Here is a 24,131-nt window from a genome sequence, read left to right on the forward strand (position 1 = left end):
GCGGGTGCACGAAACCGCGGTCATCTTCCTGGAGTTCGGCGCCGTCCTTCTCGGTCTGGGGATCCTCGGCGCGCTCGCACTGCGCGGCGGCATCTCTCCCATCCCTCTGTACCTGATCGCCGGGCTGGCGTTCGGTACCGGCGGGGTGTTGCCGCTGGCGACGAGCGAGTCGTTCATCTCCACCGGCGCCGAGATGGGCGTGGTCCTGCTGCTCCTCACGCTCGGTCTCGAATACAACGCGGACGAGCTGGTCACCAGCATGACCAGCAACTTCCGCGCCGGCCTCGTCGACCTGGTGCTCAACGCCGCGCCGGGCGCCATCATCGCCCTGCTGCTCGGCTGGGGGCCGGTCGCGGCCGTCGCCATGGCGGGCGTCACGTACGCCACCTCCTCGGGCATCACCGCCAAGGTGCTGTCCGATTTGGGGTGGATCGGTAACCGCGAGACGCCCACGGTGCTGTCGCTGCTGGTCTTCGAAGACCTCACGATGGCGATCTACCTGCCGGTCCTGACGACCATGCTGGCCGGGCTGAGCCTGCTCAGCGGGGCGATCTCGGTCGGCATCGCGCTGCTCACCGTGAGCGTCGTCCTCGTCGTGGCGCTGAAGTTCGGGCGCTACATCGAGGCGTTCGTGCGCAGCCCCAACAACGAGGTGATGCTGCTCAAGGTCGTCGGCCTGGCGCTGCTGGTGGCCGGTCTGGCCCAGCAGCTGCAGGTCTCGGCGGCGGTCGGCGCGTTCCTGGTCGGCATCGCGCTGTCCGGGCAGCTCGCCGAGGACGCGCACGCGCTGCTCGCGCCGCTGCGCGACCTGTTCGCGGCGGTGTTCTTCGTCTTCTTCGGTTTCCAGACCGACCCGTCGAAGATCCTGCCGGTGGCCGGCCTCGCGGCGCTGCTCGCCCTGATCAGCATGATCACCAAGCTGCTGACCGGTATGTACGCGGCCAGGCGGGCGGGCATCGCCAAGGCCGGCCAGGCACGTGCCGGTATCGCGCTCATCCCGCGCGGTGAGTTCAACATCGTCATCGCCGGTCTGGCGGTCGGCGCGGGCGTGCACCCCGACCTGGGCGCCCTGGCCGCCGCGTACGTGCTCATCCTGGCGGCGTTCGGCCCGCTGGCGGCCAAGCTGGTCCAGCCGCTGATCACCGCCATCACCGAACGCGCCGCCTGACACCGGCCGTGGGGCCGGGCACCCGCAGACGCCCTGGAGCGGGCGGTCACCGTCCGCCGGCCGGCAGGCCGGCCCGGAGGTGGCCGCCCGTTCCGGCTTTCGGCGCGGGCGGATGAACGCCAGGATGTCCTCGTGCGCGACAAGGAGCTGACCCCCGCGGAGCAGGCCATCGCCGAGGCCGTCCCGCACGGGGCGAAAGTGGACGTCGGCCCGCTCGGGCGGGTGCGCGCCGAGGTGCTGGCCGAGCTGCTGCTCGCCGACCGCACCGAGCCGGGCGCCAAACCGGCGCTGCGGCTGACGGGGGCCCACATCGAGGGGCGGCTGCACCTGGCGTTCGCCGAGCTCGACCTGCCGATCCTGCTGCACGACTGCGTCTTCGACGAGGTCCCCGACATCTACCAGGCCCGTACCAGGTTCCTCAGCCTGGCCGGTTCCAGGCTGCCCGGCCTGATCGCCTCGAACGCCCAGGTCGAGGGCAACATGCGGCTCAACGACTGCCACATCACCGGCGAGCTGCGCATGCACGGCGCGCGGATCAACGGCACGCTCACGCTCAGCGGCGCCCGGCTCGAACACCCCGGCGGCGCCGCGTTCAACGCCGAACATCTCGACGTCGGCGCGAGCCTGCGCGCTCAGGACGGCTTCACCTGCGACGGCGAGATCGTGCTGACCGCCGCCAGGGTCGGCGCGGCGGTGAACTTCGACGGCGCCCGGTTACGCGCGCCGGGCGGGCTCGCGTTCGGCGGCTCCGACCTCGACGTCCAGGCGGGGCTGTTCGCCCGGTACATGGAGGTGGACGGCGAGGTCAGCCTGCGCTCCGCGCGCGTCGGCGGCCCGCTCACGCTGCGCGGCTCGCGGCTGCGCAACCCCGGCGGCCTCGCCGTGCACGGCGGCGGGCTCACCGCGGAGGGCGGCCTGTTCCTTGCGCACGCCAGGACCGAGGGGACGGTGTGGCTGAAGTCCGCCGCCGTCGGCCGCACGCTCAGCCTCGACGGCGCGCACCTGGCCGACCCGGGCGGCCTCGCGCTGGCGGGAGACGGCCTGTCCGTGAACGGCGCGCTGGCGGCCCGGCGCGGCCTGGTCGCCGAGGGCGAGATCAGCCTGCTCGACGCCTCCGTCAGCGGCCCCGCGCACTTCGACGGAGCGCGGCTGGTCAACCCCGGCGGCACGGCCCTGTCGGCCAACGGCATCACCGTCGGCAAGGTGCTCAACCTGTGTGACGGCTTCTCCGCCGAAGGCCGGGTACGCCTGACGAACGCGCAGATCGGCAGCCGCCTGTGCCTCGACGACGCCGTGCTGTCCGCACCCGGCGACGTGGCGCTCAAGTGCCGGCGGCTGGAGACGCGCGAGCTGGCCATGCGCACCGCCGAGCCGATCCGCGGCCGGGTGGAGCTGGGCCACGCCCGCATCGGCGTCCTGCGCGACGACCCCGCCGTCTGGCCGGGCGAGCTGCGCATGGACGGCGCGTCGTACGAGGTGCTCGAACCCATGCTGCCGGCCGCCGAGCGCATCGCCTGGCTGCGCCGCGACCCCGACGGCTACCGGCCCAACGCCTACGAGCAGCTCGCCGCGATGTACCGGCGGCTGGGCGGCGACGCCGACGCCCGCGCGACCATGCTGGCCGGGCAGCAGCACCGCCGCACCACGCTCCCCTGGTACGCGCGCTTGTGGGGCCACCTCCAGGACGTCACCGTCGGCTACGGCTTCCGCCCGCTGCGCGCGGCCGCCTGGCTGCTCGCGCTGCTCGCCGCCGGCACCGTGGTGTTCGCGCTGAACCCGCCGCCGCCGCTCAAACGCGGCGAGTCGCCCGAGTTCAACCCGCTGGTCTACACGCTCGACCTGCTCCTGCCGATCATCGACTTCGGGCAGGAGAAGGCGTTCAATCCGGGGGGCGGCGCCCAGTGGCTGGCGTACGGGCTGATCGCCGCCGGGTGGGTGCTGGCGACGACGATCGCGACCGGTCTCACCCGCACCCTGCGCAGGGCCTGACCCCGGCTCACGACGGCATGAGCGCGGTGGCGGTCCGCCACAGCTCCGGCAGCTCCGCCAGCACCCGGCCGGCGCGCCTGCGGCGGTCGGCGTGCGTGGCCGCGCCCAGGTCGGCGAGCAGCTCGCGGAAGCCGTCCTCATAGCCCCGCTCCCCCGCCAGCGCCCGCTTGTCCAGGCAGCGCGCGTACGTCGCCACCAGCCAGAACACCGCCTCCCTGTGCAGGCCCGAGCCGATCAGCTCGCGGGTGCCGCCGACGGCGGCCGGGCGGGCGACGGGGCTGATGTCGGTGTCGAACCGGTAGCCGGGGACCCGCAGCGGGGCGGTGGCGTCGAAGACCTGCTCCAGTGCCGCCAGGTGCCTTTCGACCTGAGATCGGCTCAGGTGGGCGCAGCCGAGCAGGTCGAGCAGGCTCTCGTGCTGGTCCAGCCGCCCGTGCGCGGCCAGCAGCTCGCGTGCGGCGGCGTAGCGGCGCCGCACGGTCGGGTTGCGCAGCCCGGCCACCAGCAGCACGTGAGCGGTCACGCCGGTGCCGAACAGCCACGAGGTGACCTGGGCGGGCAGCGGCGCGGACTCGTCGATGCCGTTGAGCCAGGCCCGCACCCGGTCCATGGCGGCCGTGCAGCGGGCCAGCACCCAGGGGCGTTCGGCGAAGCCGCGGGCCACCCCGCGCTGGATCTCGGCCAGCCGTCCCGTAGGGTCGGCCAGCAGCCCCGGGAGGTGGAGGCTGCCGGCCAGGTGGTAGTCACTGAGCGCGTCGTGGACGGAGCGGGGCTCCGCCATGGTGGAGACCTCGAGCAGCACCCCCTCGTAGCGGAACTTGCCGATGTGCCCGGCGCCGGCCTCGGGGTCGGTGACCACCATGACGTCCACGTCGGAGTGCGGGGCCAGCTCGTCGCCCGGGTCGGCCCACAGGACCGACCCGGTCAGGAACGCCCCGCCGAACCCCGGCAGCTTCGTCCCCTCGTCGAGGACCCACTGCCGGGCGATCTCCCGTGCCCGCTCAACCTGCATCCGTTTCCGCCGGCTTGGGCGCCTCCTCGGGTGCGCGGCGCGCGGTCCGCAGCCAGACGAGCACGCCCAGCACGACGAGCACCGCGAGCACGGCCCAGATCCAGGCGGGGACGCCGGCCGTGGCACCTGCCGCAGCGGCCGCGTCGCCCTGCTGCCCGGCCGTTGCGTCGGTGGACGGCGCCGCTGCCGCCTCGCCGGTGCTCGACGGCGCGGCCGAGGCGTCCGATGGCGAGCCCTGCACGGTGAAGGGGATCTCGCCCTCGATGGGGTGGCCGTCGGAGGAGACGACGCGCCAGGCGATGGTGTACGAGCCGGGCGCGACCGGCTGCGTCACCCCGGCGGTGACGACCGGCCCGTCCAGCTCGGGCTCGCCCAGCGGGAGCTGCTTGCCGGCCGCGTCGTGCAGCACCACGAACGGGAACTTGACGCTCGCGGTGAACTCCAGCTCGATCTTCTCCAGCGTGACGACCTCGGCGTCCTTGGCGGGCGAGCTGCGCTTGAGCGAGTCGTGCGCGAGCGCGGGCGAGGCGGAGAAGGCCAGCACGAGGCAGGCGCTCAGCAGCGCGGCGAGCGCGGCTGCCGCGGCGCGGAGGAACCCCGCGGGCGCGGCGGACGCCGGGGCGGGCGTGCCGGTGGACGCTCGGTGGGTGTGGCGTGGTGGGTATGCCATGGTGGGTCTCCAAGAACGATCTTCTTCCGGACGAGCGCGCAGGTGGCGCCGGACGTCCGGACACAGGCCAGAGGGAACCGCGGAGGGCGTCAGCGACGCCGGAACGCGGGCGGACCTCGCCTGCTGATCGTGCGGGAGACGAGGCGGCCCCGGCGCGGGGCGGCCTCGGAGGTGACCGGTCGCCGGACAGGCCTCCCCGTCTCGGGCATGGCGGGTGCGGTGGCGAGCAACCCGACGGCCGGGAGCGGGATGCCGTACAGACGGATGATCAGCCACAGCGCCCGCTCGCCGCGGTGCAGCCACCACGCGGTCAGCGCCGCGACCGTGAGGTGGACCAGCATCATGCCCGTGGCCGCGGGACCGTGGACGTGGCCGGTCAGCTCGCCGGGCGCGAACCGTTCGAAGATCTGGTGGAGCAGCGTCTGGGTGCCGACGGTGGCCGCGAGCACGGCGCCGAGCCCGCGCTCCCGCCTGTCGGCGAGGTAGGCCATCGCGAGCGTCGCCAGCACCGCGGCCAGGTAGACGGGGAACGGCACCGGGCCTCCCCCGGCCAGCATGTGCCCGCCCGCCGACACCGCGCCGCAGACCGTCGCGAACACCACGGCCCGCGCCAGCCGCAACACCGTGGCCGCCACCGGCGCACCGGCCGTCCGCGCGGTGGCGGACGGGCCGGGCGGGCGGCCCGTTGGCAGGCCGGGCAGCGGGGCCGGGGATGTCGCGGAGGACACGATCGCCATCCTTCCACACGACACCCGCGCTCCTGAGATCCGTGACAGTGCGCGCCGGGACGGCGGAAGTCCCGGCCACCGAGCCCGCGCCGGGGTGCCGGGACGGCGGAACCCGGCCATCGGATCCGCGCCGGGGCGGCGCAGCCCAGATCGCCAGGCCCGGAGCGGAGACCGGGGCCGTCAGGCTCAGGGCGGAGGCCGAGACCCAGCGGAGGCCGGGGTCGTCAGGCTCTGGCGGCGCGGAGCGGGCGGCCGACGTCGTGGAGGTGGCGCAGCGCCTGCCCCCACGACTCGAAGAGCCCGCATTCGACGTAGTCGATGCCGAGCGAGGCGCAGTAGTCGCGGACGATGGGCCGCGCCCTGTGCAGGTTCGCGGTGGGCATGCTGGGGAAGAGGTGGTGCTCGATCTGGTAGTTCAGGCCGCCGAGGGCGATGGTGACGAGGTGCCCGCCGCGCACGTTGCGCGAGGTCAGCACCTGCTTGCGGAGGAAGTCCAGCTCGTCCTCCGCGGTGAGCACCGGCATGCCCTTGTGGTTGGGGGCGAAGGTGCAGCCGAGGTAGATGCCGTAGCAGGCCTGGTGGACGGCGAAGAAGAGCAGCGCCTTGGGCAGCGGCAGCACCAGGAGCAGCGCCCCCAGGTACGCCAGCACGTGCCCGCCGAGCAGCGCCCCTTCCAGCCCCCGGCTCTTGAGCGTGGGCCTGCGCAGCGCGCGGAAGCTCGACACCTTCAGGTTGAGACCTTCGAGGGTGAGCAGCGGGAAGAACAGCCACGCCTGGTAGCGCCCGATGAAGCGGGGCAGCCCCCGGCTGGCCTCGGCCTGGCGGCGTGACCACACCAGGATGTCGGGGTTGACGTCGGGGTCGTGGTCCTCGTGGTTGGGGTTGGCGTGGTGGCGGGTGTGCTTGTCCATCCACCAGCCGTAGCTGAGCCCGACGGCGAGGTTGCCGGCGACGAGGCCGGCGATCCTGCTGGTGCGCCGGGAGCGGGAGATCTGCCCGTGCGCCAGGTCGTGGGCGAGCAGCGTGACCTGGCCGAAGGCCACCGCGAGGAGCACGGCGACGGGGATCTGCCACCACGAGTCCCCGACCGCGGCGAACAGCGCCCAGGTGCCGGCGAACAGGGCGGCGACCAGCCCGATCCTGACCGCGTAGTAGCCGGGCCGCCGGTCGAGCAGCCCCGCCTGGGCGATGAGCCGCGACAATCTCGCGTAGTCGCTGCCCCGCCGCCCCGAGGGGGCGCGGGAGGTCTCCGTCACAGTCACATGCGTCTCCGGATGCCGAGGGGATTGTGCGATCGCTCCTCAGCATCGCGGCGCGAGGGGTGCCGGCGGACCCCCGCTGTCACCCGACTTGGGGGTAGGGCCAGCACTACCGCGATCACCCGCCGGAGCGCCCCCGCCGCCTGGGTATCGGGCTGCCACCGCACTCAGCGCGGCGCTGAACGACCTCACCGGGTGGGGATCGGCGGGCGGCGGGGGCGCGGCTCAGACGAGTTGCGGCACATTCGGCACGGCACCCGCCTCACCGAAGATGTGCAGGTCGGGGCGGAAGGCCGCGAGGTAGGCGTCCCGGTCGTGGAACGTCGTGGCCAGCGCGTCGCCGTAGTCGATGAGCTCGCGGTGTGCGTGCCTGCGCGGCTCGTAGCGTGCGTGCAGCAGCCGGTCGAGCAGCTCGGCGTCGCCGCCCGCGGCGCAGATGACGTCGGCGAGGATCTCGGCGTCGCGGACCGTGTAGCTCATGCCCATGCCGGTCATCGGGTGGCAGGCGAACGCGGCCGAGCCGAGCAGCGCGGCGTTGCCCATGTGGTAGGGCTCGACCCGCATCGCGGACACCTTGATGCGCTGCCAGGTCGCCGCCTGCAGGTGGTCGAAGGCGTCGGAGCTGTCGGTGACGAACTTCTTCAGCTCGTCGAGCAGTGACGGGATGCCGTCCTCGAAGATCATCTCGTCGTCCTCGGGCGGCAGGCCGACGAACACGCGGGTCTCGTCCCTGCCGACCGGGTAAAGGTAGGTGAACCAGCCGTCGGAGGAGAAGTACAGCCGGTTGAGCTGGGCGACGCTGGCGCTGAGCGGCACGGTCGCCACCCGCATGATCACCCGCTCGTACGGCGAGACGCGCTGCTCGATGCCGAGCGCGCTCCGGACGACGGACCTGGTGCCGTCGGCGCCGACGAGGGCGCCGGCGCGTAGGGTGCGCCCGTCCTTGAGCGTCAGCTCGGCGGGGCGGCCCTCGCCGAGGTCGAGGCGGTCGATGCCGGCGTCGAACCAGAACTCGACGCCCGCCGTCGTGCACGCGGTGTAGATGAGCTCGACCAGCTCGCGGTACGGGCGGATCAGGAAGCCGCCTTCGGGGAAGCGGATCTCCTGGATGGGGTCGCCATCGTGGTAGTAGCGGATGGTGTCGCGCCGCAGGCCGTGGCGTCCGGCGAGGTCCGCCAGCCCGTGCCTGGCCAGCACGCGCAGCCCGGGGGGCTTGAGGAAGTCGGCGCCCGCGCTCGGGACCGATGGTCCCTGCTCGATGACGACGACGCGCTGCCCGCGGCGGCCCAGCAGTAAGGCCAGGAAGCAGCCGCCGAGCCCGGCGCCGACGATCGCTACGTCGCACGATGTGGTTGCCATGACGAGAGCCCTTCTGAATGGTCGATCTAGTTCGTGTGCCCGCGGGTGCCGGCGAGCGGCCCCGGCTCGGCCGTGCGCGGCCGCGGGACCCCGTCGGTGTGCGTGCCGGTGTGCGGGCCGGTGTGCGGGCCGGTGTGCGGGCCGGTGTGCGGATCCGCGGCGGGGGCGCGGTTCTCGACCGGCAGCAGCGCGTCGGCCTCCGCCGCCACGGTGGCGAGGGTCATGCGCAGTTCGAGCAGCATCCGGCGGGGCACCTTGACCATCACGTCACCCGGGTCCGGCCTGAGCCGGGTGACCTTGGTGAGTGCCAGCGCGCCGGTCAGCACCGAGATGGCCACGCACATGGCGAGCGCGCCGGCCAGGCCCGCGAAGGGGCCGGTCATGAACGGGTGGTCGATCACGACCGACACGACGGCCACGCCGACCGCTCCGCCGACCATGCGGGCCATGGTGCCCGCGCCGACGGCGGAGGCGTACTGGTGCGGGTGGGCGGCCAGGGTGGTGGCGACGGAGGTGCCGGGCGCGAGCGCGCCGACGCCCATGCCGGCCACGACGCTGGCGATCAGGCCCCAGATGGTGGGTCCCGTCTGCGTCATCACGAGCACGCAGGCGCCGCCGCACAGCAGCGAGCCGGCGTAGATGAGCCCGTACGCACCGACCCGCTTGACCAGCTTCCCTGCCAGGAAGCTCGTCACGACCACGGCCACCGAGGTCGGGGTGAGCCACATGGCCACCTCCAGCATCGGGTAGCCGAGGTGCAGCAGGTAGAGGGGCTGCACGGTGAGCAGCCCGTACGACAGCGCGCCGAATCCCCAGGTGGCCAGCCAGCCCCAGACGAACCTGGGCCGCCGCCACAGCGCCAGGTCGATGGCGGGCAGGCGGTGGTGCCGCGCCTGGGCGAGCGCGCCGCCGATGAGCGCCAGGGCTGCGAGCCCCAGCCACAGCACGTCCGTTCCCCACTCCATGGCCTTGGAGATGGCGAGCACGATGACCGCGATGCCGGCGGCCAGCAGCCAGGCGCCGAGGACGTCCGGCACGCCCTTGGCGTTGCCGCGCTTGCCCGCGGGCACTCCGAGGCAGGCGATCAGCAGGAGCACGCCGATCACCACGTCGGGGACGAACAGCGCCCGCCAGCCGACGGCCGCGGCGAGCCAGCCGCCGCCGGCCTGCATGAGCAGGCAGCCGAGCCCGGAGGCCGAGCTCCACAACGCGATCGCGCCGCGCCGCTGCGACTCGGGCAGCTCGCCGAGCAGCAGCCCGAGGCTGGCCGGGATCATCGCCGCGGCACCCGCGCCCTGGACGGCCCGTGCGGCCAGCACGGCGGACCAGGACTCCACGGTGACGGCGGCGATGCCGCCCAGCACGAACACGACGAGCCCGACCGCGAGCACCCGCCGGCGGCCGAACAGGTCGGCCCAGCGGCCCGCGGTGGCCAGCAGCGCGGCGATCGGGATGAACGCCGCACTGGTCAGCCAGACCAGATCACCGAGCGGCATGCCGGCGCCGGCGGGCGTGTACTTGAGCACTCCCACCGCCAGAGTGGTGGCCGTGGTGTCGGCCATCACCGTGAACATGACGCCCGCGCCGACCAGGCGCAGCATCACGCCGTGACGCCTGCTGGTCGTGGTGGGCCTGACGGCCGCTGGTGACGAACGCACGTGGATCCTCCTTGGGATGCGTCGAGCCGTTCTCCCGCCCCGGGCGCTCCGGCCGCGCGCCGGGGCGGCGCGTTGTCCGTGTCCGGCTCCTGGGTCAGGCGCCGTACCGGCCGGGTGAGAGCAGGCCGTCCGGGTCGAGCGCCGTCTTGAGACGGTGCAGCATGCCGAGGCCGGCGGTGCTGGTCTCGGACCAGACGTCGGCGGCGGCGTGGTCGATGTCGGAGCGGTAGATGGCGCAGCCGTTGCCGCGCAGCACGCAGCTACCGTCGTTGCGGAGCTGGTGCGCCCGGTGCGCCGCGCCGGGGGCGTTGCGGTCGAAGAAGATCTGCATGACGCCGTTGGCCCGGTGCGGGCTGACCATGTTCCACTCGATCATCATCGCGGTGCTGTGCGCGTCCACCGCGGCCTGCAGACCGGCCACGACGTGCTCGGTCTTGCGGGCCTGCTGCGGCATGAGCGGCAGCAGCGCGAGGAAGCCCATCGGGCCGTCGTCGATCTGGTCGCAGGAGGTCACGTTGAGCGCGTGGTGCACGCCGAGGCAGGTGGGGATGCCCCGCGACATGAGCGCCCTGGCGTACAGGGGGTCGGCGGGGTCGACCGTGGCGGTGTCCACGACGCGCAGCGCCTCGGCGCCCTCGACCTCGATGAGCGACTTGCGCAGCAGCTCCTCGGCCAGCTCCACGGTGGCGTCGCTGCCCATGAGCGGCCCGAGCACGGTGAACAGGCTCGGGTCGACGCCGGCGGGCAGCGTCCAGTCGCCGGAGGAGGGGACGAGGGACAGCTCGCGTACGCGCATCAGCCCGTCGGCCGGGTTGCCACGGCGCAGGAAGCCGGAGATCGCCTCCACCGCCACGCCCACCTGGCGGGCCGGCATGCGGCCGTGCACGAGCGCGATGGTCTGGGGGCGCGGTATCAGCGAGACGGCCATCGCGGTGACGATGCCGAGGTTGTGCTGGACGAACGCCTGCGTCAGGTCGGGTCCTGCGACCCGGCCGTGGTAGTGGCCGGCGGGGTCGAGGCCTCCGGTGGTGACCACGCTGCCGTCGGCGAGCACGGCCTCGAGGCCGGCCACGTCGTGGACGCGGGAGCGGATGGAGCCGTCGCCGCGGTCGAGCGCGTTGCCGATCACCGAGGTGTCGGCGCACGAGGCGGTGACGTTCAGCATCCACGGGGTGCCCTCCAGCACCTCGGCGAGCTGCCGCTGGGTGACGCCCGGCTCGACGATCGCGTAGCCGTTGTCGAGGTCGAGACCGCGGATGCGGTTCATGCCGCCGAGGTCGACGACGAGGTTGTCGTCGGTGACCGGCATGGCCGAGCCCATGCCCCAGTTCCTGCCGGTGCTGATGGGGTACAGGCGGAGCTTGTCCACCATGGCCTGGCGGACGAGGGCGCGTACCTCGTCGAGGTTGCGCGGCGTCTCGATGCCCGCCACGGTGCGCGGCTGGTGGCCCCCGACGTCACGCGACCGCAGTTCGGGGCGCGAAAGGTCCTGCATGACTCTCTCCAAGTGGTGCGGTTTGACGCTCTTCCGGCCTCCGCCGTTGGGGGCCGCTGGTGACGACTTCAGGCGGTGTGCTGGAGCAGGTCGTCGATGGAGCCGATGGCCTGGTTGGACATCTCCCTGATGCCGAGCAGCCGCTGCTCGACGAACGCGTCCGCCTCGGGGGGCGGTGCCGCCTCGAACGGGGTGCCGAAGCGGCCGCGGAACGGGTCGCCCTGCACGTGGTCGTGCTGTCCCGTGTAGGTGTGGGGGGCGTACGTCGTACGTGCCGTGTGCGGCGCGGACGGGGCGGGCAGGTCCCGCCCGTACGGGTGGCGCCTGGGCTGCTCGGCACGGGCCCGGTCGGTACGGTCATGCCTGGGCCGGGCGGGCAGGTGCGGGGGGGTTCGCATGACGGGACTCTCCTACCGGATCGTTCGGGGTTTTCCGGGCGACCGCTCGCCGTTGAGCGGCTCGAGGTCAGCGCGCGCCCTCTCCGAGGTCGACAGGGGCGACCTGGGGAGTGACGGCCACGGGGGTCGCCCGCGGCACGCCGTGGTTGATGACGCTCGCGGCGATGCGGCGTTCGGCCAGGCTCATGTGCGGCCGGCCCGCGCCTGTGGTGATCGGCCGTGCGGTGGCCGTCACGCGGATCATGGAACTGGCGTGCACCCATCGGCGCGACTCCGCCAGGACGTCGCGCCGCGCGCGGGCCGGGTCCCCGTGCCGCGCGTGGTGCTCGATGACGGCCCGCGCCAGCACCCGCGCCATGACGAGGTGCTCTTCGCAGGCCGCTGCCACCTTCGCCTCCAGGCCGGTGACCTGGGCGAGGAGCAGTTGCAGGTGCGGCAGGCCCGAGCTGCGCTCGAACCCGTCGAGCTCCGCCAGCCGCTCCGGCCAGCGCAGCCGCCGCTTGATGGCGGCGCACACCTCGTCCACCAGCCGCGTCGCCGGCTCGTCGCCGGGGTCGCGGCCTTCGAGTTGCACGGCCCGCTGGGCGGTGGGCCCGAAGTCGGCGAGCCTGCGCAGCCCGCTCTGCAGCAGGCGGACCCGGTTGTGCAGGCACGCGGCGCTCCAGCCCAGGACCAGCAGGCGGTCGGCGTCGGCCTCGCAATGCCAGCCGACCAGCGCCACTTCGCGGGCCATGCGGTGGTACAGCACCCACGACTCCTGCTCGGCGATCGGCACCGGGGTGTCGATCCACACCTGCAGTCCGCCGGGGGGTAGTTCGGCTACGCCGATGTCCACGCCGGCCGGCGCGACCCTGGCGCAGATCCGTTCGACGACCCGCTGTTGCGCGGCCGTCTCCGGCGCCATCGGCGCCGGGGTGGGCAGCACGCGCTCGGGGGCTACGCTCGCCCTCGGCTCGATGCTCATTGAGGGCCACCTCCTGACCCGACCTACGTAAATTGACACTTAATAGTGCCGTCCCGATAGTCGTCAGGAGCCGGTTCTCTGTCAACTGTCACTTTACGCAACTGGCATGCATACACCCGGCAGAACCTGGGTAGCGCCGCGAACCCCCGACTTCCCGCAGGTGAATGCGGCGTCACGCGCTGTCGATGATCTAAAGTGCGCTCAGATGCCGGCGGTCGGCAGGGGGAAGCCGAGGAGCGAGCGCGGTGCGGGTGCCAAGATCCATGGTCGTGGGCCTGTCTCTGGCCCTGCCGGCGGTCCTCGCGCCGCTCGCCGCCCCCGGTCGCGCGCAGGCCGAACCCGGTTACTGCGTGCTACCGGAGCGCTCCCTCCAGTCCGGGTCTTACCTCATCGCCACTGCTTCCTCACTAGGCTGGATTCACCCGTATCCCCCGCCACCCGCGCGCGAGCCCACCAACACCGAGCGGCTCGACTTCGCCGGGTTCCCCAACGTGTCGGCACTTGACGTGACGGGGCCGCGCGGGCGTCCCGCGCGCAAGGTCATCACCACGTTCACCACGAACGTCGACCGCGTGGTCGTCCTCACCAGCGCGGCGGCCGTCTCCGACGACGACGGCCGCACGTTCGGCCCCGCCGCGCCCACACCGCTGCGCGAGTCGCCGATCGAGCTGCTGGACGGCCGGTTCTTCGCCACCGAGTACTATCCGGCCCGCACCGGGCCGCACACCGCGCGGCTCGGCGTGCTCACCTCGCCGGTGTCGTCCGACGGCGAGAGCTGGGTGCGCTCCGAGGCGACGCTGGTCACGCCCGGCGAGCTGCTGCCCGGCGGCGCCGCCCACGGCACGCCGGTCCAGCTCGCCGACGGCACCATCCTCATCACCGTGTACGCCCGCTACGCCGAAACGGAGGCCTACCAGGCCGAGGTGTACGCCAGCGGCGACGGCGGCGGCACCTTCGTCAGGCGCGGGGTCATCGCCGAGCCCGCGGACGGCTTCGCCTTCACCGAGGCCGCGCTCGCGCAGGCCGCGGACGGAACCCTGGTGGCGGTGCTGCGGCGCGACGGCGGGCCGTACGCGACGCTGTGGCAGAGCCGCTCCGCCGACGGCGGCATCACCTGGACGCCGGCCCGCGAGCTGCGCTTCGCCGGGCTCGACTGCGTGGTGCGCGGCGTGGCTCCCCGGCTGCTGCTCATGCCCGGCGGCGCGCTCGTGCTCAGCGCCGGACGCCCGGACAACTGGCTCGCGATCTCCCCCGACGGCACCGGCGAGCAGTGGCTGGAGCCGCGTGTCACGTACCACAACCGCGACGGCATCTGGGACGCGCACGGCTCCTCCGGCTACACCGGCATCGCCGCCGTGGGGCCGCACCGGCTCATCCAGGTCTTCGACAACTGCAAGCTGCCCGGCGTACGGCCGGACGGGATGCTCGACGAGACCGCCTGCCCCGCGCACGGGCGGTTCGAGCACGGCGGCTGGTACGCGATCAAGCGGTTGCTCTTCGACGTCGCCGTCCCCGGCACCCGGATCGACCTCGCCGACCTGCACCGCCGCGGCGAGCTGCGGATCTCCACCACGATGCGCTGGACGAGCCCGCACCGCCCGCGCACCCGCCCCACCGGGGCCTTCGACGGCAGCACCGGCTACTGGTCGAGCGCCGTCGCCGCCGGGCGCGGCCGGTACGTGCTCCGCTTCGACCGCCTCCGCCCGATCAGCCGCATCGGGCTCAGCCTCCGGCCGGGCCATCCGGCGTCGGCGCGCGTGTACATGTCGGATGACGGGCGATCGTGGGGTCCGCCCGTTCTGACGATCGAGGACCGCACCGATTACGCACTCCGATACGCGACGGTCGGGCGGACCGCCCGATACGTCAAGATCGTGCTGCCCGCCGCGCGCTCCGGATGCGAACCGGAGATCGGGGAATCGTGCAGCATGCTGAACGAGCTCGAACTGTATTCCTGAGGTGGTATCCGAATCGCACGCGAGAAGTGGTCGCCGGCTTTTCAACGGCGGGCTTCACCGACCTATCGGTGAATGCCGCTGAATGGCAGCGGAAGGCGTCTCCTGTGAGCCCCCGAATTCCCGATCACGGCTTTTGATTGACGCGTTTGAATGCGCACTGGCGCGGCGATCACGGCGCAACCGTACGCATGGACCGGCGAGCTCGGCTACGGCGTGCAGCGCCACCCGTCAGCCGGACGGCGAGCGCGACGCCCGGCCCTCGGCCGTCCACCCGGCGGCGGCCCGCCCGGCGCATGGCCGCCTGCTTCTTCGGGCCGCCCGCCCTTCCGGACGTCGGCCGCCCCAAGTGGGACCATCCGCCGCGGAGAACCACCCGGGGCGCGACCGCGCTGGGGCGGGCGTGTTCGCTTGCCGGTTCCGTTTCCGGCCCTTACCGGCTCGGCGGGAATCCGTCGCCGCGGCCGAATCCTCTGTCGTCCCTGCTCGCGCCTTCCTCGTCGATCTCCAGGCGCTCCTTGCGGATCTGCCCTTCGACGACCTCCTCGCTCTGGACGTCCCTCTTGTACACGTGAATGCGCTCGACGGGAACGGTCTCCTTGCCGATCACCGGGCGCTCCTCGTGCAGAATCATCTCCCGGTCTTCCGCGCCTATCTCGTACGGCCCGGAAAGGCCGGCGTCGCGAATGTCCTCGCGCTCGATGACGATTTCCTCGTGCGAAAGCGGAACCGTTTCCTGGACGTCCTCCGTCTCCACGTACTTGTGCAGCCGGACGCGTCCGCTTTCCCGGCTTTCCTTGCCGATGTGCAGCTGTTCCTCCGACCGCGTCATGTCGATGTCGCGGTCCTCGGCGAAGCCGCCGCCGGTCTCGCCCGCGAAGCCCCGCGCCCGTTCGCCGGGCACGTCATCGCGCAGGTCGCCGGACATGTCGTCTCTCATGCCGGTCGTCTCGCCGGGCATGTCGGAACGCATGCCGGTGACGGGTCCGCCGGGCATGAAGCCTGGCTCGTCGGCCCTGCCGGATGCGAAGCCTGGCTCGTCGGCTCTGCCGGCGGTGAAGCCGGGCTCGTCCGAGGTGAAGCCGGTCTCGTCGGCTCTGCCGGATGCCAAGCCGGGCTCGCCCGTTCCGCCGGACATGAAGCCGGGCTTGTCGGTTCTGTCCGGCGTGTCGCCGATAAGGCGATCGGAGTCCTCCAGCCCTCCCGGCCGGTCGGTGTCCGTCGCGGCCGGTCTGCCCAGCAGGCCCTGGCCGCCTGCGGCCATGCCCTCAGGGCTGTCGGCGGTGCGCTGACGCGGGACGTCCGCCGGCTGCATGCCGTAGTAGCTGTAGAGGTCGGCCTCCTCGTCGAGGGAGAGCCTGCCATCCACGTCGATGCTGGGCGCTCCCTTGATCATCTCTTTGTCGAAGGGGACCCTGAGTTCCTCACCCGAGCGGCGAGCGTCCTGCAGCGGCACGAAGGTCTGCTTCATGCCGAAGAACCCCGTACGTACGGTCACCCACTCGGGCTCGCCCGAGCGGTCGTTGAGGTAGACCTGGCCCACCTTCCCGATCGGTTGCCCGTCGGATCCCACGACATGGCAGTCGAGCAGGTTACGGATCTCTGTGTTCATGGCCACGACGATCCCCTTGGTGTGTTGTCCTGGTTTCAAAAAGGACAAATACCCCAAATCGCGACTTTTCCGTAAATGTTCTGGGCATGTTTCGCCCTATTTCACGGAACGACTCTCGCGCCACTCCCCGCCGCGCCCCAGCTTCGCCCGGCGGCCCTGCCGCGACCCCTCGTACGCGGCGCCTCTCAGCACCTGCAGGCGGCTCGCCGGGCACAGGTGGGGGACGCTGTTGACGAGCGGATCGAACGTCAGGTCCTGCCCGACGAGCGCCGTGTGCACCCGCAGCCGGCCCAGATACCGCACCCCCGCCCACAGGTGGAAGACGAGGTCCCGGCGTGCCAGCACGCCCGGCAGCTCCGCCGGATCGACCGGCACCCATCCGCCCGCCTCCGGCCTCGCCACGATCCTGCAGCGCCGCGACCCGCAGCGGTAGGAGGCGAGCGTCGAGTACGGGCCCGAGGTGAAGCCCCGTCTGGGCACCGGCAGGAAGCCGTACCCGGTGGACAGCAGCAGATCGACGCCGTTCGGCAGGCGCACGGCCAGGCCCAGCACGTCGGGCAGGCGGCCGGGCAGCGACACGCCCTTCGACAGGCGTACCGGAACCTCGTGCTCGCCGCGCTCCCCCAGCAGCTCCGACTTCACCGTGAGCGTCCCCTGCAGCAGGTGGCCGCGCGGATGCAAGGCGCGCCCGCGCCGCACCACCGCGACCAGCCGCGTCACCGCCCGCGCCACCTTCCCGGCCACGCTCCCGAGCCTGCGCGCGGCCCGATCACCCACGCCTTCACGTCCGTGCACGTCCTCCCCCGCCGCACCCTCGGCTCTCCGCCCGTCACGCCCGCCCGGGGCTCGACCCCCCGCGCCTTCACGCCCGCGCACGTCCTCCCCCGCCGCACCCTCGTCCCCGCGCACCGCTTGGCCCCCTGCGCCCTCGCCCCCGCGCACCGCCTGACCCGCTGCGCTCTCGTCCCCGCGCAACGCCTCGCCTGCCGTGCCCTCGTGCCTGCGCGCGGTTTCCTCGGCCGCTTCCTTGAGCTTGCGCGCGGCTCTGTCCGCTCCGCTCACCGTCCATCGCCTCCTGCGCGATCCGTGCCGTGCCGGTCAGCCGCCGCCCTGAGCCTTGCGCAGGTCGGCGAGGTGCTTCTCCAGGGACGGCTCCGCCGCCTTGGCCAGCGACACCACCGCCGGCGCGGAGCCCTTGGAGATCTCGGTCTTGGTGGCGTTCAGCGCCTGCCGGTGCGCCTTGATCATTCCCGACACGAAGTCCTGGTCGAAGTCCTGCCCGCTGGCGCTCTGGATGCGGTCGAGCATCTCGCGCTGCTCCTTCGACTGCGAGGTGGGCAGGTCGATGCCGAGCTGCTCGGCCGTCTTGGTGACCTTGGTGTCGAGCTGGGTGTGGTCCTTGACGAGCGTCTCGCCGACCTTCTTGATCTGCTTGGTGGTGGCCTTGCCCTGAGCCAGCCGTCCCGCTTGGACCTCGGCCAGGTTCGCCTGGTGGATGAGCCGCATCCACTCCCGGTCCTGCTCGGAGACCTCGGCCCCGGCATCGGAGGGCGGCGCGGGCACCGCCGCGGTGTACGGCGGCTGCTGCCCGGCACAGCCAGGCAGAACGGCCAGAGTGATGACGGCCAGCGACAGGGTCAGACGAGCACGCATGAGGCTTCCTACGACGGAGTGGTACATCTCACACACAGAGCGTAATCGTCACCCTTTCCTCAGCCCGGCATCCGCCCGCACCGGGCGCGTCCAGGTCACGCCCGCCCACCCCACACCCACCCGCCCAGACACTTGACCGCCCCCACCCCACCCGGCCGCCGCCCAAGCACCTCCTTCGCCATGCCCGGCTCCGCCTGACCGCCACCCACCCGGCCTCCTTCGCCACCGCGCCCCACACCTGACCGCTCGTCCTGCTCGGCTCGTCCTGCTCGGCGCCCTCGCCACCGCAACTCCACACCCGACCGCGCACCCTCAAGGCGCCCTCACCACCGCAACTCCACACCCGCCTCCTCACCCTCAAGGCGCCCTCACCGCGACTCCACACCTGACGACCCGCCCACTCGGCGTCCTCACCACCGCAACTCGGCACCCGACCACTCACCCACTCGGCGCTCACCACCGCGCGCGACGCCGGCGCACTCCCCCACCGGCGGCGCTTCCCTCGATCGGCGCCCGCTTCCGACGAACCCGGTTGCGTCCCGAGGACGCAGATCGCGGCGCGAGCGCACTGACGCCTCCGATCGTCGGTCCCGCCTGCCCGACCGAACCGCGGAAAAACCGCGCCTGTCCGACTCACCGCGCGAACAGCCCCGGCCTTCGACCGCCCCGCCGGAGGCGTCCTGCACTCCCCCACCAGCGCGGCCCTGCCCCCTCACTCAAGGCATCGCGTGCTTCCTTCCACACCGCACCCATCGCCCGGCCCCTGCGGCTCCGCCTCGTTCGCAGGTCTCGGCGAGGCGGATTGCACTACCGTCCCTTTTGTGGCTTTGGTCGCCAGGATCACCGGGCGGGTGGTGGCGGGTGCCGGGGTGCTGGCGCTCTCGCCGGTACTGGGGCTGGCCGCTCTGGCCGGGACCGCGATGGTGGGGGCGCGGCCGGTGGTGTTCGCGGGTACGGGGCTGACGGTGTTCGCATCGGTGTTCTTCCTGGGGCTGCTGCTGTGCGTGCCCCGGCCGCAGGCGGTGTGGGGGCGCCGGGTACGGGCGGTGGCGCTGCTGGCCGTCGAGACGCTGGTGGTGTGGCAGGTGGGTGCCGCTGCGCTCGGGCCGCCTCCGCCCGCCGAGCCGGTCGCCAAGGTGCCGGGGCAGCGGGAGTGGCGGCTGCCGACGGGATCGCGGCTGGCGTACGTACGCACCGCTCCCAAAAGGGTCACCCGGCCGGAGCCGGTGGTGTTCTTGCACGGCGGGCCCGGGATCGGCGACCTCGCCGGTGACGCGGCGTTCTACGGGCGGCTGGCGTCCGAGGGTTTCGAGGTGTACGTCTACGACCAGGTCGGCGCGGGACGGTCCGCCCGGCTCGCCGATCCGCGCGACTACGGCCTCGACCGGGACATGGCCGACCTGGAGGCGATCCGCCGTCTCCTCGGTGCCGAGCGGCTGAACCTCGTCGCCCGCGACCACGGCGCCCAGCTCGCGGCCGCCTACCTCGTACGCCATCCAGGGAGGGTCGCCAGGGCGGCCCTGTACTCCCCCGACGGGCTCACCCCGTCGCGTCCCGCCGCCTCGGCCCTCCTGAGCCCCGCGAACCTGGCCTCCGACCCGCCGGATCCCCGCTCTCTGGCCATCGCCACTCTGCTCCGGGTGGATCCGCCCGCCGCGCACGCCTACGCCGGTGACAGCGGGCTGGCGGCGTACCTCGATCACCTGCGCCGGACCGCCGAGCCTCCCTGCCCGTCGCGGTCCACGGCGGCCCTCGGGCACGGGTCGGCTCCGGCTCCCGATGGGGCTCCTACGTCCGAGAAACCTTCCTCACCCGAGAAGGCTCCAGCGCAGGAGGGGACTTCAGCGCAGGAGAAGATCCCAGCGGGGAGGGAGAATCCGGCGCAGGACAAGGAACCAGCAGGGAGGGAGGCCCCGGCGCAGGACAAGGAACCAGCGGAGAAGGAGACTCCGGCGCGGGGGACGACCGGCGCGTCCCGAGAGCGGTCCGCCGCGGCCGGCGACCGTCTCGGGGGTTACGTCGCGGTGGCCGGGCGGCCGGGGCCCGCGTCTCTGCGTACCGACCTGGGTGCGGTGGAGGTGCCGGTGCTGATCGTCAAGGGCGCGTGTGACGCTGAGAGCTGGTCGGCCGCCACCGCGTACCGGGAGGCGCTGCCCGATGCCCGCCTCGCCTACATCGGCGACGCCGCTGGGGGCGACCACAGCACGGCCCACCTGCGGCTGCTCCGGGCGTTCCTCACCGGCCGCCCCGTCTCCGCCTACGAGGGCGACGCTCCTCCCCGGGACTACCTCGGCCCAGCCTGACCACCCTGACCGTTGCCGTGATCAGGCCCGCCGTCCAGGACCGACCCGCCTCTGGCACGGTCAGGCTCTCGCCGGTCGGCCCAGGTCCCCGCTGTCGCCGGTTTCCTCCCCCGGCCACTCCGCCCAGGCCGGCCGGACGGCGAACGGCCGACCTCGGGAGCCAGGCCGGCAGGCCGCCGAGGCACAGCGGCGCGATCGGAAGCGGTGCAGCCGGAGCGTGAGATCCCGTGCGGGGGTGACCGCACGAGAGATGGTCAGGAGCGCGGCCAGGTACGCGAATGAAGCAGGGCAGAGTGCGGCATCCGGCCAACCGCGAAGGACGAGGCGAAGAAGGAAGCAGCGCACCGGACACGAAGGGCGAAGCAGTCGAAAGGCAGCGCACTATCGGCAGGAGCCGCCGCGCACCAAAGCCGCACACCGGAAGAGAGCCGACGAGTGAGCAGCACGACACCAAGCGCGAGAGGCGACGCAGCCGAAAGGCAGCACACCGCCCACCAGGAGCCACCACACGCCACAAACCGGACCCTGCACCGAGCAGCACGACACCCGAGCACGAGAGGGCGGGGTGGCCCGAAGGCAGCGCACTGCCGGCTGGAGCGGCCGCAGGCCGGAAGAGGGGCGATGGGCAAGCAGCGCGGCACCGAGCGTGAGACGGCGGCGGAGAAGGGGGCGCGACGCCGAACCCGCAAGGGGGCGGGAGCGGTGCGGGGGCGGACTGTAGTCTCCGGCCCGGGGGGGCGGGCTGGAGGCTCCCTCCCCAGTCTCCGGCCCCAGGGGCGGGCTGGAGGCTCCCTCCCCGGAAAGCGAGCTGGAGGCTCCGCGCCGGAAAACGAGCTGGAGGCTCCGGCGCCGGAAGGTGGGCTGGGGGCCGAGGTGGGCTGGGGGCCGAGGTGGGCTGGGGGCCGAGGTGGGGTCAGGGGATGGAGGGGCCGAGGTGGAGGTGGAGGCGTGTGCCGTGGCGGACGAGATCGCGGACGGTCCAGACGCGTTCGTCCACCACCGTCCCGTCGGCCGTCATGTAGCCGCCCACGCGGAGCAGCGGCCGGCCGGTGTCGTCGTTGAGGAGCTGCGCGCGGGACTCGGTGTCGCCGAGGAGGACGAGGAAGTCGTGAGTGCCGGCGGGGGCGTCGAGGATCAAACCGGGGCGGAGGTGCGAGTAGGGGACCTCGATAACATGTTCGCTCACGGCCCCGCGCCTACCCATATTTCGGCTCTTGAGCGGAGAAAGCAGACAGGATAGCGCTTTCCATCGGTTTGGGATGAAATAGCAGGAACCTCTCTACACAGCTGGAGTTACCACAGTGCCACTGTTCGACCTGCCCCTGGAGCAGCTCCGTACCTATCTCCCCGACCGCGACGAGCCCGCCGACTTCGACGCGTTCTGGCAGGCGACCCTCGCCGAGGCCAGGGAGCACGACCTGGCCGCCGAGTACGTCCCGTACGACCTGCCCTTCACGACCGTGGACGTCTACGACGTGTCGTTCGCCGGGTGGGGCGGGCACCGCATCAACGGCTGGTTCCTGCTGCCGCACGGCACGGAGGGCCGGATCCCGTGCGTGATGCACTACATCGGCTACAGCGGCGGCCGCGGATTCCCGAAGGACCACCTGCTGTGGCCGGCCGCCGGGTACGCGGTGTTCGTGATGGAGACGCGCGGCCATGGCGGCGCGAACGTCAACAGCCCCGGCGTCACCGGCGACCCGCACGGTAGCGCGAACTCGCAGGCGCCCGGCATGATGACGCGCGGCATCCTCGACCCTAAGGACTACTACTACCGCCGGGTGTTCACCGACGCGGTGCGGGCGGTGGACGCGGCGGCGCAGCATCCTTCGGTGGACCCGAGCCGGATCGTGGTGTCGGGCGGCAGCCAGGGCGGCGCGATCGCGCAGGCCACGGCGGCGCTGCACGAGGGCGTGAAGGCGGCGCTGATCGACGTGCCGTTCCTGTCGCACTTCCGGCGGGCGGTGGAGATCACGCCGCGCGATCCGTACCTGGAGCTGGTGCGCTTCCTCGCGTCCCGGCGGGACACGGCCGACCAGGTGTTCCGCACGCTGTCGTACTTCGACGGGATGAACTTCGCCGCCCGCGGCAAGGTGCCGGCGCTGTACTCGGTGGCGCTGATGGACGACATCTGCCCGCCGTCGACGGTGTTCGCCGCCTACAACCACTGGCAGGGCCCGAAGGAGATCACGGTCTGGCCGTGGAACAACCACGAGGGCGGCGGCGGCTTCCAGACGGAGGAGCAGGTGCGCTACCTGCACAAGCTGCTCTCCGAGAGCTGAGAGGGACCTCGCCGCGCCGGAGTGCTCCGGCGCGGCGAGGCCGCCTCAGGCGGGCTTGTCGGTGACCAGGAACGACACGCTGCCCTGGTCGTCGGATCCGGCGTCCAGGGACTTGTCCTCGAGCACGGTCGCGGCCACCGGGTCGAGGTAGACGCGCGCGCCTTCGGACTCGACCACCGCGTCCGCCGGTTCGGGGGCGGTGGCCAGGGTCAGGGTGAGCGAGCCGGTGCCCTCTCCCTGGGACGAGATGCGGATCCCGCTCTGGGAGGGTTCGGGCGCCGCCGCTGTGAGATCGCGGATCGCCTGGGCTGCGTTGGCTGTCAGGGTGAGCACTACGGCTCCTCCTCACGTTCGACGTACATGAATTGGCTGCCCTTCCCGCTGAATCGCCGCTCAACCCTCTTTGCCGGTTTTCTTTACGAGGGCTTCCGGTCGCGGTGGACAATGACCGCGTGGATGTGACCGGATTGCGGGAATCCATGGTGGCGAAGCTCACAGAGCAGCAGGGGGTGAGCGAGCGGGTCGCGGCGGCCATGCGCGCGGTGCCGCGCCATCTCTTCGTGCCCGGCGTTCCGCCGGACGAGGCCTACCGCGACGAGCCGATCGTCACCCGGCGCGACGACGCGGGCCGGCCGACCAGCTCCTCGTCGCAGCCTGCGATCATGGCCGCCATGCTCGACCAGCTCGACGTGCGGCCGGGGCACCGGGTGCTGGAGATCGGGGCGGGCACCGGCTACAACGCGGCGCTGCTGGCCCGCCTCGCGGCGCCCGGCGGCCTGGTGGTCTGTCTCGACATCGACGCGGACGTCGCGGACGAGGCGCGCGCCCATCTGGACGAGGCCGGGCTGCCGCAGGTCGAGGTGGTGTGCAGGGACGGAGCCGAGGGCCATCCCGAGCGGGCGCCGTACGACCGGCTGATCGCCACCGTGGGCGCCTGGGACCTCGCGCCCGCCTGGATGGAGCAGCTCGCGCCCGGCGGGCGGATGGTGGTGCCGCTCGACGTCAACGGTCTGCAGCTGTCGGTGGCGCTGGACCGCGACGGCGACCACTGGACGAGCCGGTCGGTGCTGCCGTGCGGTTTCATGCGGATGCGCGGGTCGCTCGCGGGCACCGAGGTGACCGAGGTGGTGAGCCGCGATCCGCAGGTGGCGCTCTCGCTGCCCGGGCCGCGCGAGCTCGGCGACCTGGCGGCGGCGCTCGGCTCCGCCCCCGTCGAGCTTCCCCTGGGGGATCTCCTGGACGGCAGGAAGGCGCCGCAGGACGGCGCGTGGGACGCGGGGCACCACACGGGCGTGCCGATGTGGCTGGCGCTGCACGAGCCGCGCTGGTGCACGGTGCTCGGCGAAGAACACGGTTTCTGCGCGGGTATCGCAGAGCCGAGCGCCGTGGCGCTCCTCCCTCTGTGGGGCGATGCCGTCGTGCGCGGCCACGGGCCCGGCGGTGAACGGCTCGCCCGCGAGCTGCTCGCCCACGTGCGGGCCTGGACGGACGCGGGACGCCCGCAGCCGACCGGCCTGCGCATCGACGTCCATCCGGCCGGTGCGGACGTCCCGGGGCCGCTCGTGGTCCGCAAGCGCCATACGACGGTGTCGGTCGCCCTGCCGTCCCGGGGCTGAGGGGCGGGCG

General features: G+C 72.8%; 20 protein-coding genes. 6 read left to right on the forward strand and 14 right to left on the reverse strand.

Annotated elements, in window-relative coordinates:
- Positions 1-4: 4 nt before the first annotated feature.
- Both ACGFIM_RS06585 and ACGFIM_RS06590 read left to right on the forward strand, forming a co-directional pair.
- Positions 5-1,168, forward strand: a complete 1,164-nt coding sequence (locus ACGFIM_RS06585) for a cation:proton antiporter (RefSeq protein ID WP_393195655.1) — start codon at positions 5-7, stop codon at positions 1,166-1,168.
- Between the two features lie 132 nt (positions 1,169-1,300).
- Complete coding sequence (locus ACGFIM_RS06590; RefSeq protein ID WP_393195658.1) at positions 1,301-3,157, forward strand: hypothetical protein; 1,857 nt, start codon at positions 1,301-1,303, stop codon at positions 3,155-3,157.
- Positions 3,158-3,164: 7 nt separating this feature from the next.
- Here the strand turns inward: ACGFIM_RS06590 and ACGFIM_RS06595 are convergent, their stop codons facing one another.
- From ACGFIM_RS06595 to ACGFIM_RS06635, 9 genes are all read right to left on the reverse strand, one after another.
- Positions 3,165-4,169 carry a hypothetical protein gene (locus ACGFIM_RS06595; protein WP_393195660.1) on the reverse strand — a complete coding sequence of 335 codons (1,005 nt, stop codon included), beginning with the start codon at positions 4,167-4,169 and terminating at the stop codon, positions 3,165-3,167.
- Positions 4,159-4,839 (reverse strand): copper resistance protein CopC, encoded by a 681-nt coding sequence (locus ACGFIM_RS06600; RefSeq protein ID WP_393195663.1) that lies wholly within the window; start codon positions 4,837-4,839, stop codon positions 4,159-4,161. The genes ACGFIM_RS06595 and ACGFIM_RS06600 overlap by 11 nt, the downstream gene beginning before the upstream one ends.
- 89 nt (positions 4,840-4,928) lie before the next feature.
- Complete coding sequence (locus ACGFIM_RS06605) at positions 4,929-5,567, reverse strand: hypothetical protein (protein ID WP_393195666.1); 639 nt, start codon at positions 5,565-5,567, stop codon at positions 4,929-4,931.
- A gap of 224 nt (positions 5,568-5,791) precedes the next feature.
- Positions 5,792-6,829 carry a fatty acid desaturase family protein gene (locus ACGFIM_RS06610; protein WP_393195669.1) on the reverse strand — a complete coding sequence of 346 codons (1,038 nt, stop codon included), beginning with the start codon at positions 6,827-6,829 and terminating at the stop codon, positions 5,792-5,794.
- A 222-nt stretch (positions 6,830-7,051) separates the two neighbouring features.
- Entirely contained in the window at positions 7,052-8,185 is a 1,134-nt protein-coding gene (locus ACGFIM_RS06615; protein WP_393195672.1) for an FAD-dependent monooxygenase, read from the reverse strand.
- A 26-nt stretch (positions 8,186-8,211) separates the two neighbouring features.
- On the reverse strand, positions 8,212-9,843 hold the full coding sequence (locus tag ACGFIM_RS06620; protein ID WP_393195675.1) for an MFS transporter: 1,632 nt from the start codon (positions 9,841-9,843) through the stop codon (positions 8,212-8,214).
- 94 nt (positions 9,844-9,937) lie between these two features.
- Entirely contained in the window at positions 9,938-11,338 is a 1,401-nt protein-coding gene (locus ACGFIM_RS06625) for an FAD-binding oxidoreductase (protein WP_393195678.1), read from the reverse strand.
- 68 nt (positions 11,339-11,406) lie between these two features.
- On the reverse strand, positions 11,407-11,736 hold the full coding sequence (locus ACGFIM_RS06630; protein WP_393195681.1) for a hypothetical protein: 330 nt from the start codon (positions 11,734-11,736) through the stop codon (positions 11,407-11,409).
- Between the two features lie 67 nt (positions 11,737-11,803).
- Positions 11,804-12,700, reverse strand: a complete 897-nt coding sequence (locus ACGFIM_RS06635) for a hypothetical protein (protein WP_393195684.1) — start codon at positions 12,698-12,700, stop codon at positions 11,804-11,806.
- Positions 12,701-12,945: 245 nt separating this feature from the next.
- Here ACGFIM_RS06635 and ACGFIM_RS06640 point away from each other — a divergent pair, with 245 nt between their 5' ends.
- Entirely contained in the window at positions 12,946-14,658 is a 1,713-nt protein-coding gene (locus tag ACGFIM_RS06640) for an exo-alpha-sialidase (RefSeq protein WP_393195687.1), read from the forward strand.
- A gap of 430 nt (positions 14,659-15,088) precedes the next feature.
- On the opposite strand, the gene ACGFIM_RS06645 is transcribed toward ACGFIM_RS06640, so the two are convergent.
- From ACGFIM_RS06645 to ACGFIM_RS06655, 3 genes are all read right to left on the reverse strand, one after another.
- A complete protein-coding gene (locus tag ACGFIM_RS06645) occupies positions 15,089-16,267 on the reverse strand; it encodes a DUF2382 domain-containing protein (RefSeq protein WP_393195690.1) in 1,179 nt (392 codons plus the stop codon).
- A gap of 96 nt (positions 16,268-16,363) precedes the next feature.
- Entirely contained in the window at positions 16,364-17,011 is a 648-nt protein-coding gene (locus ACGFIM_RS06650; protein ID WP_393195692.1) for a hypothetical protein, read from the reverse strand.
- A gap of 354 nt (positions 17,012-17,365) precedes the next feature.
- Positions 17,366-17,920, reverse strand: a complete 555-nt coding sequence (locus ACGFIM_RS06655) for a DUF4142 domain-containing protein (protein ID WP_393195695.1) — start codon at positions 17,918-17,920, stop codon at positions 17,366-17,368.
- Positions 17,921-18,741: 821 nt separating this feature from the next.
- Between ACGFIM_RS06655 and ACGFIM_RS06660 the strand changes: the two genes are divergently transcribed.
- Positions 18,742-20,223, forward strand: coding sequence for an alpha/beta fold hydrolase (locus ACGFIM_RS06660; RefSeq protein ID WP_393195698.1), 1,482 nt, complete (start codon positions 18,742-18,744; stop codon positions 20,221-20,223).
- A gap of 913 nt (positions 20,224-21,136) precedes the next feature.
- Here ACGFIM_RS06660 and ACGFIM_RS06665 read toward each other — a convergent pair.
- Entirely contained in the window at positions 21,137-21,409 is a 273-nt protein-coding gene (locus ACGFIM_RS06665) for a hypothetical protein (protein WP_393195701.1), read from the reverse strand.
- 115 nt (positions 21,410-21,524) lie between these two features.
- Between ACGFIM_RS06665 and ACGFIM_RS06670 the strand changes: the two genes are divergently transcribed.
- Entirely contained in the window at positions 21,525-22,505 is a 981-nt protein-coding gene (locus ACGFIM_RS06670; RefSeq protein WP_393195704.1) for an acetylxylan esterase, read from the forward strand.
- 45 nt (positions 22,506-22,550) lie between these two features.
- On the opposite strand, the gene ACGFIM_RS06675 is transcribed toward ACGFIM_RS06670, so the two are convergent.
- Positions 22,551-22,838, reverse strand: coding sequence for a HesB/IscA family protein (locus ACGFIM_RS06675; protein WP_393195707.1), 288 nt, complete (start codon positions 22,836-22,838; stop codon positions 22,551-22,553).
- A gap of 119 nt (positions 22,839-22,957) precedes the next feature.
- On the opposite strand from ACGFIM_RS06675, the gene ACGFIM_RS06680 reads away from it, so the two are divergent.
- Complete coding sequence (locus ACGFIM_RS06680) at positions 22,958-24,121, forward strand: methyltransferase domain-containing protein (RefSeq protein ID WP_393195710.1); 1,164 nt, start codon at positions 22,958-22,960, stop codon at positions 24,119-24,121.
- Positions 24,122-24,131 lie beyond the last annotated feature (10 nt).

This window comes from Nonomuraea sp. NPDC049309, assembly GCF_043196965.1.
In the GTDB taxonomy this organism is placed as follows: Bacteria; Actinomycetota; Actinomycetes; order Streptosporangiales; family Streptosporangiaceae; genus Nonomuraea; species Nonomuraea fastidiosa.

Excerpts from the sequence above, each read along its gene's own strand:
- ACGFIM_RS06645 (WP_393195690.1), bottom strand. The coding sequence starts at position 16,267 with ATGAACACAGAGATCCGTAACCTGCTCGACTGCCATGTCGTGGGATCC.
- ACGFIM_RS06655 (WP_393195695.1), bottom strand. The coding sequence starts at position 17,920 with ATGCGTGCTCGTCTGACCCTGTCGCTGGCCGTCATCACTCTGGCCGTT.
- ACGFIM_RS06625 (WP_393195678.1), bottom strand. The coding sequence starts at position 11,338 with ATGCAGGACCTTTCGCGCCCCGAACTGCGGTCGCGTGACGTCGGGGGC.
- ACGFIM_RS06635 (WP_393195684.1), bottom strand. The coding sequence starts at position 12,700 with ATGAGCATCGAGCCGAGGGCGAGCGTAGCCCCCGAGCGCGTGCTGCCC.
- ACGFIM_RS06630 (WP_393195681.1), bottom strand. The coding sequence starts at position 11,736 with ATGCGAACCCCCCCGCACCTGCCCGCCCGGCCCAGGCATGACCGTACC.
- ACGFIM_RS06600 (WP_393195663.1), bottom strand. The coding sequence starts at position 4,839 with ATGGCATACCCACCACGCCACACCCACCGAGCGTCCACCGGCACGCCC.
- ACGFIM_RS06595 (WP_393195660.1), bottom strand. The coding sequence starts at position 4,169 with ATGCAGGTTGAGCGGGCACGGGAGATCGCCCGGCAGTGGGTCCTCGAC.
- ACGFIM_RS06615 (WP_393195672.1), bottom strand. The coding sequence starts at position 8,185 with ATGGCAACCACATCGTGCGACGTAGCGATCGTCGGCGCCGGGCTCGGC.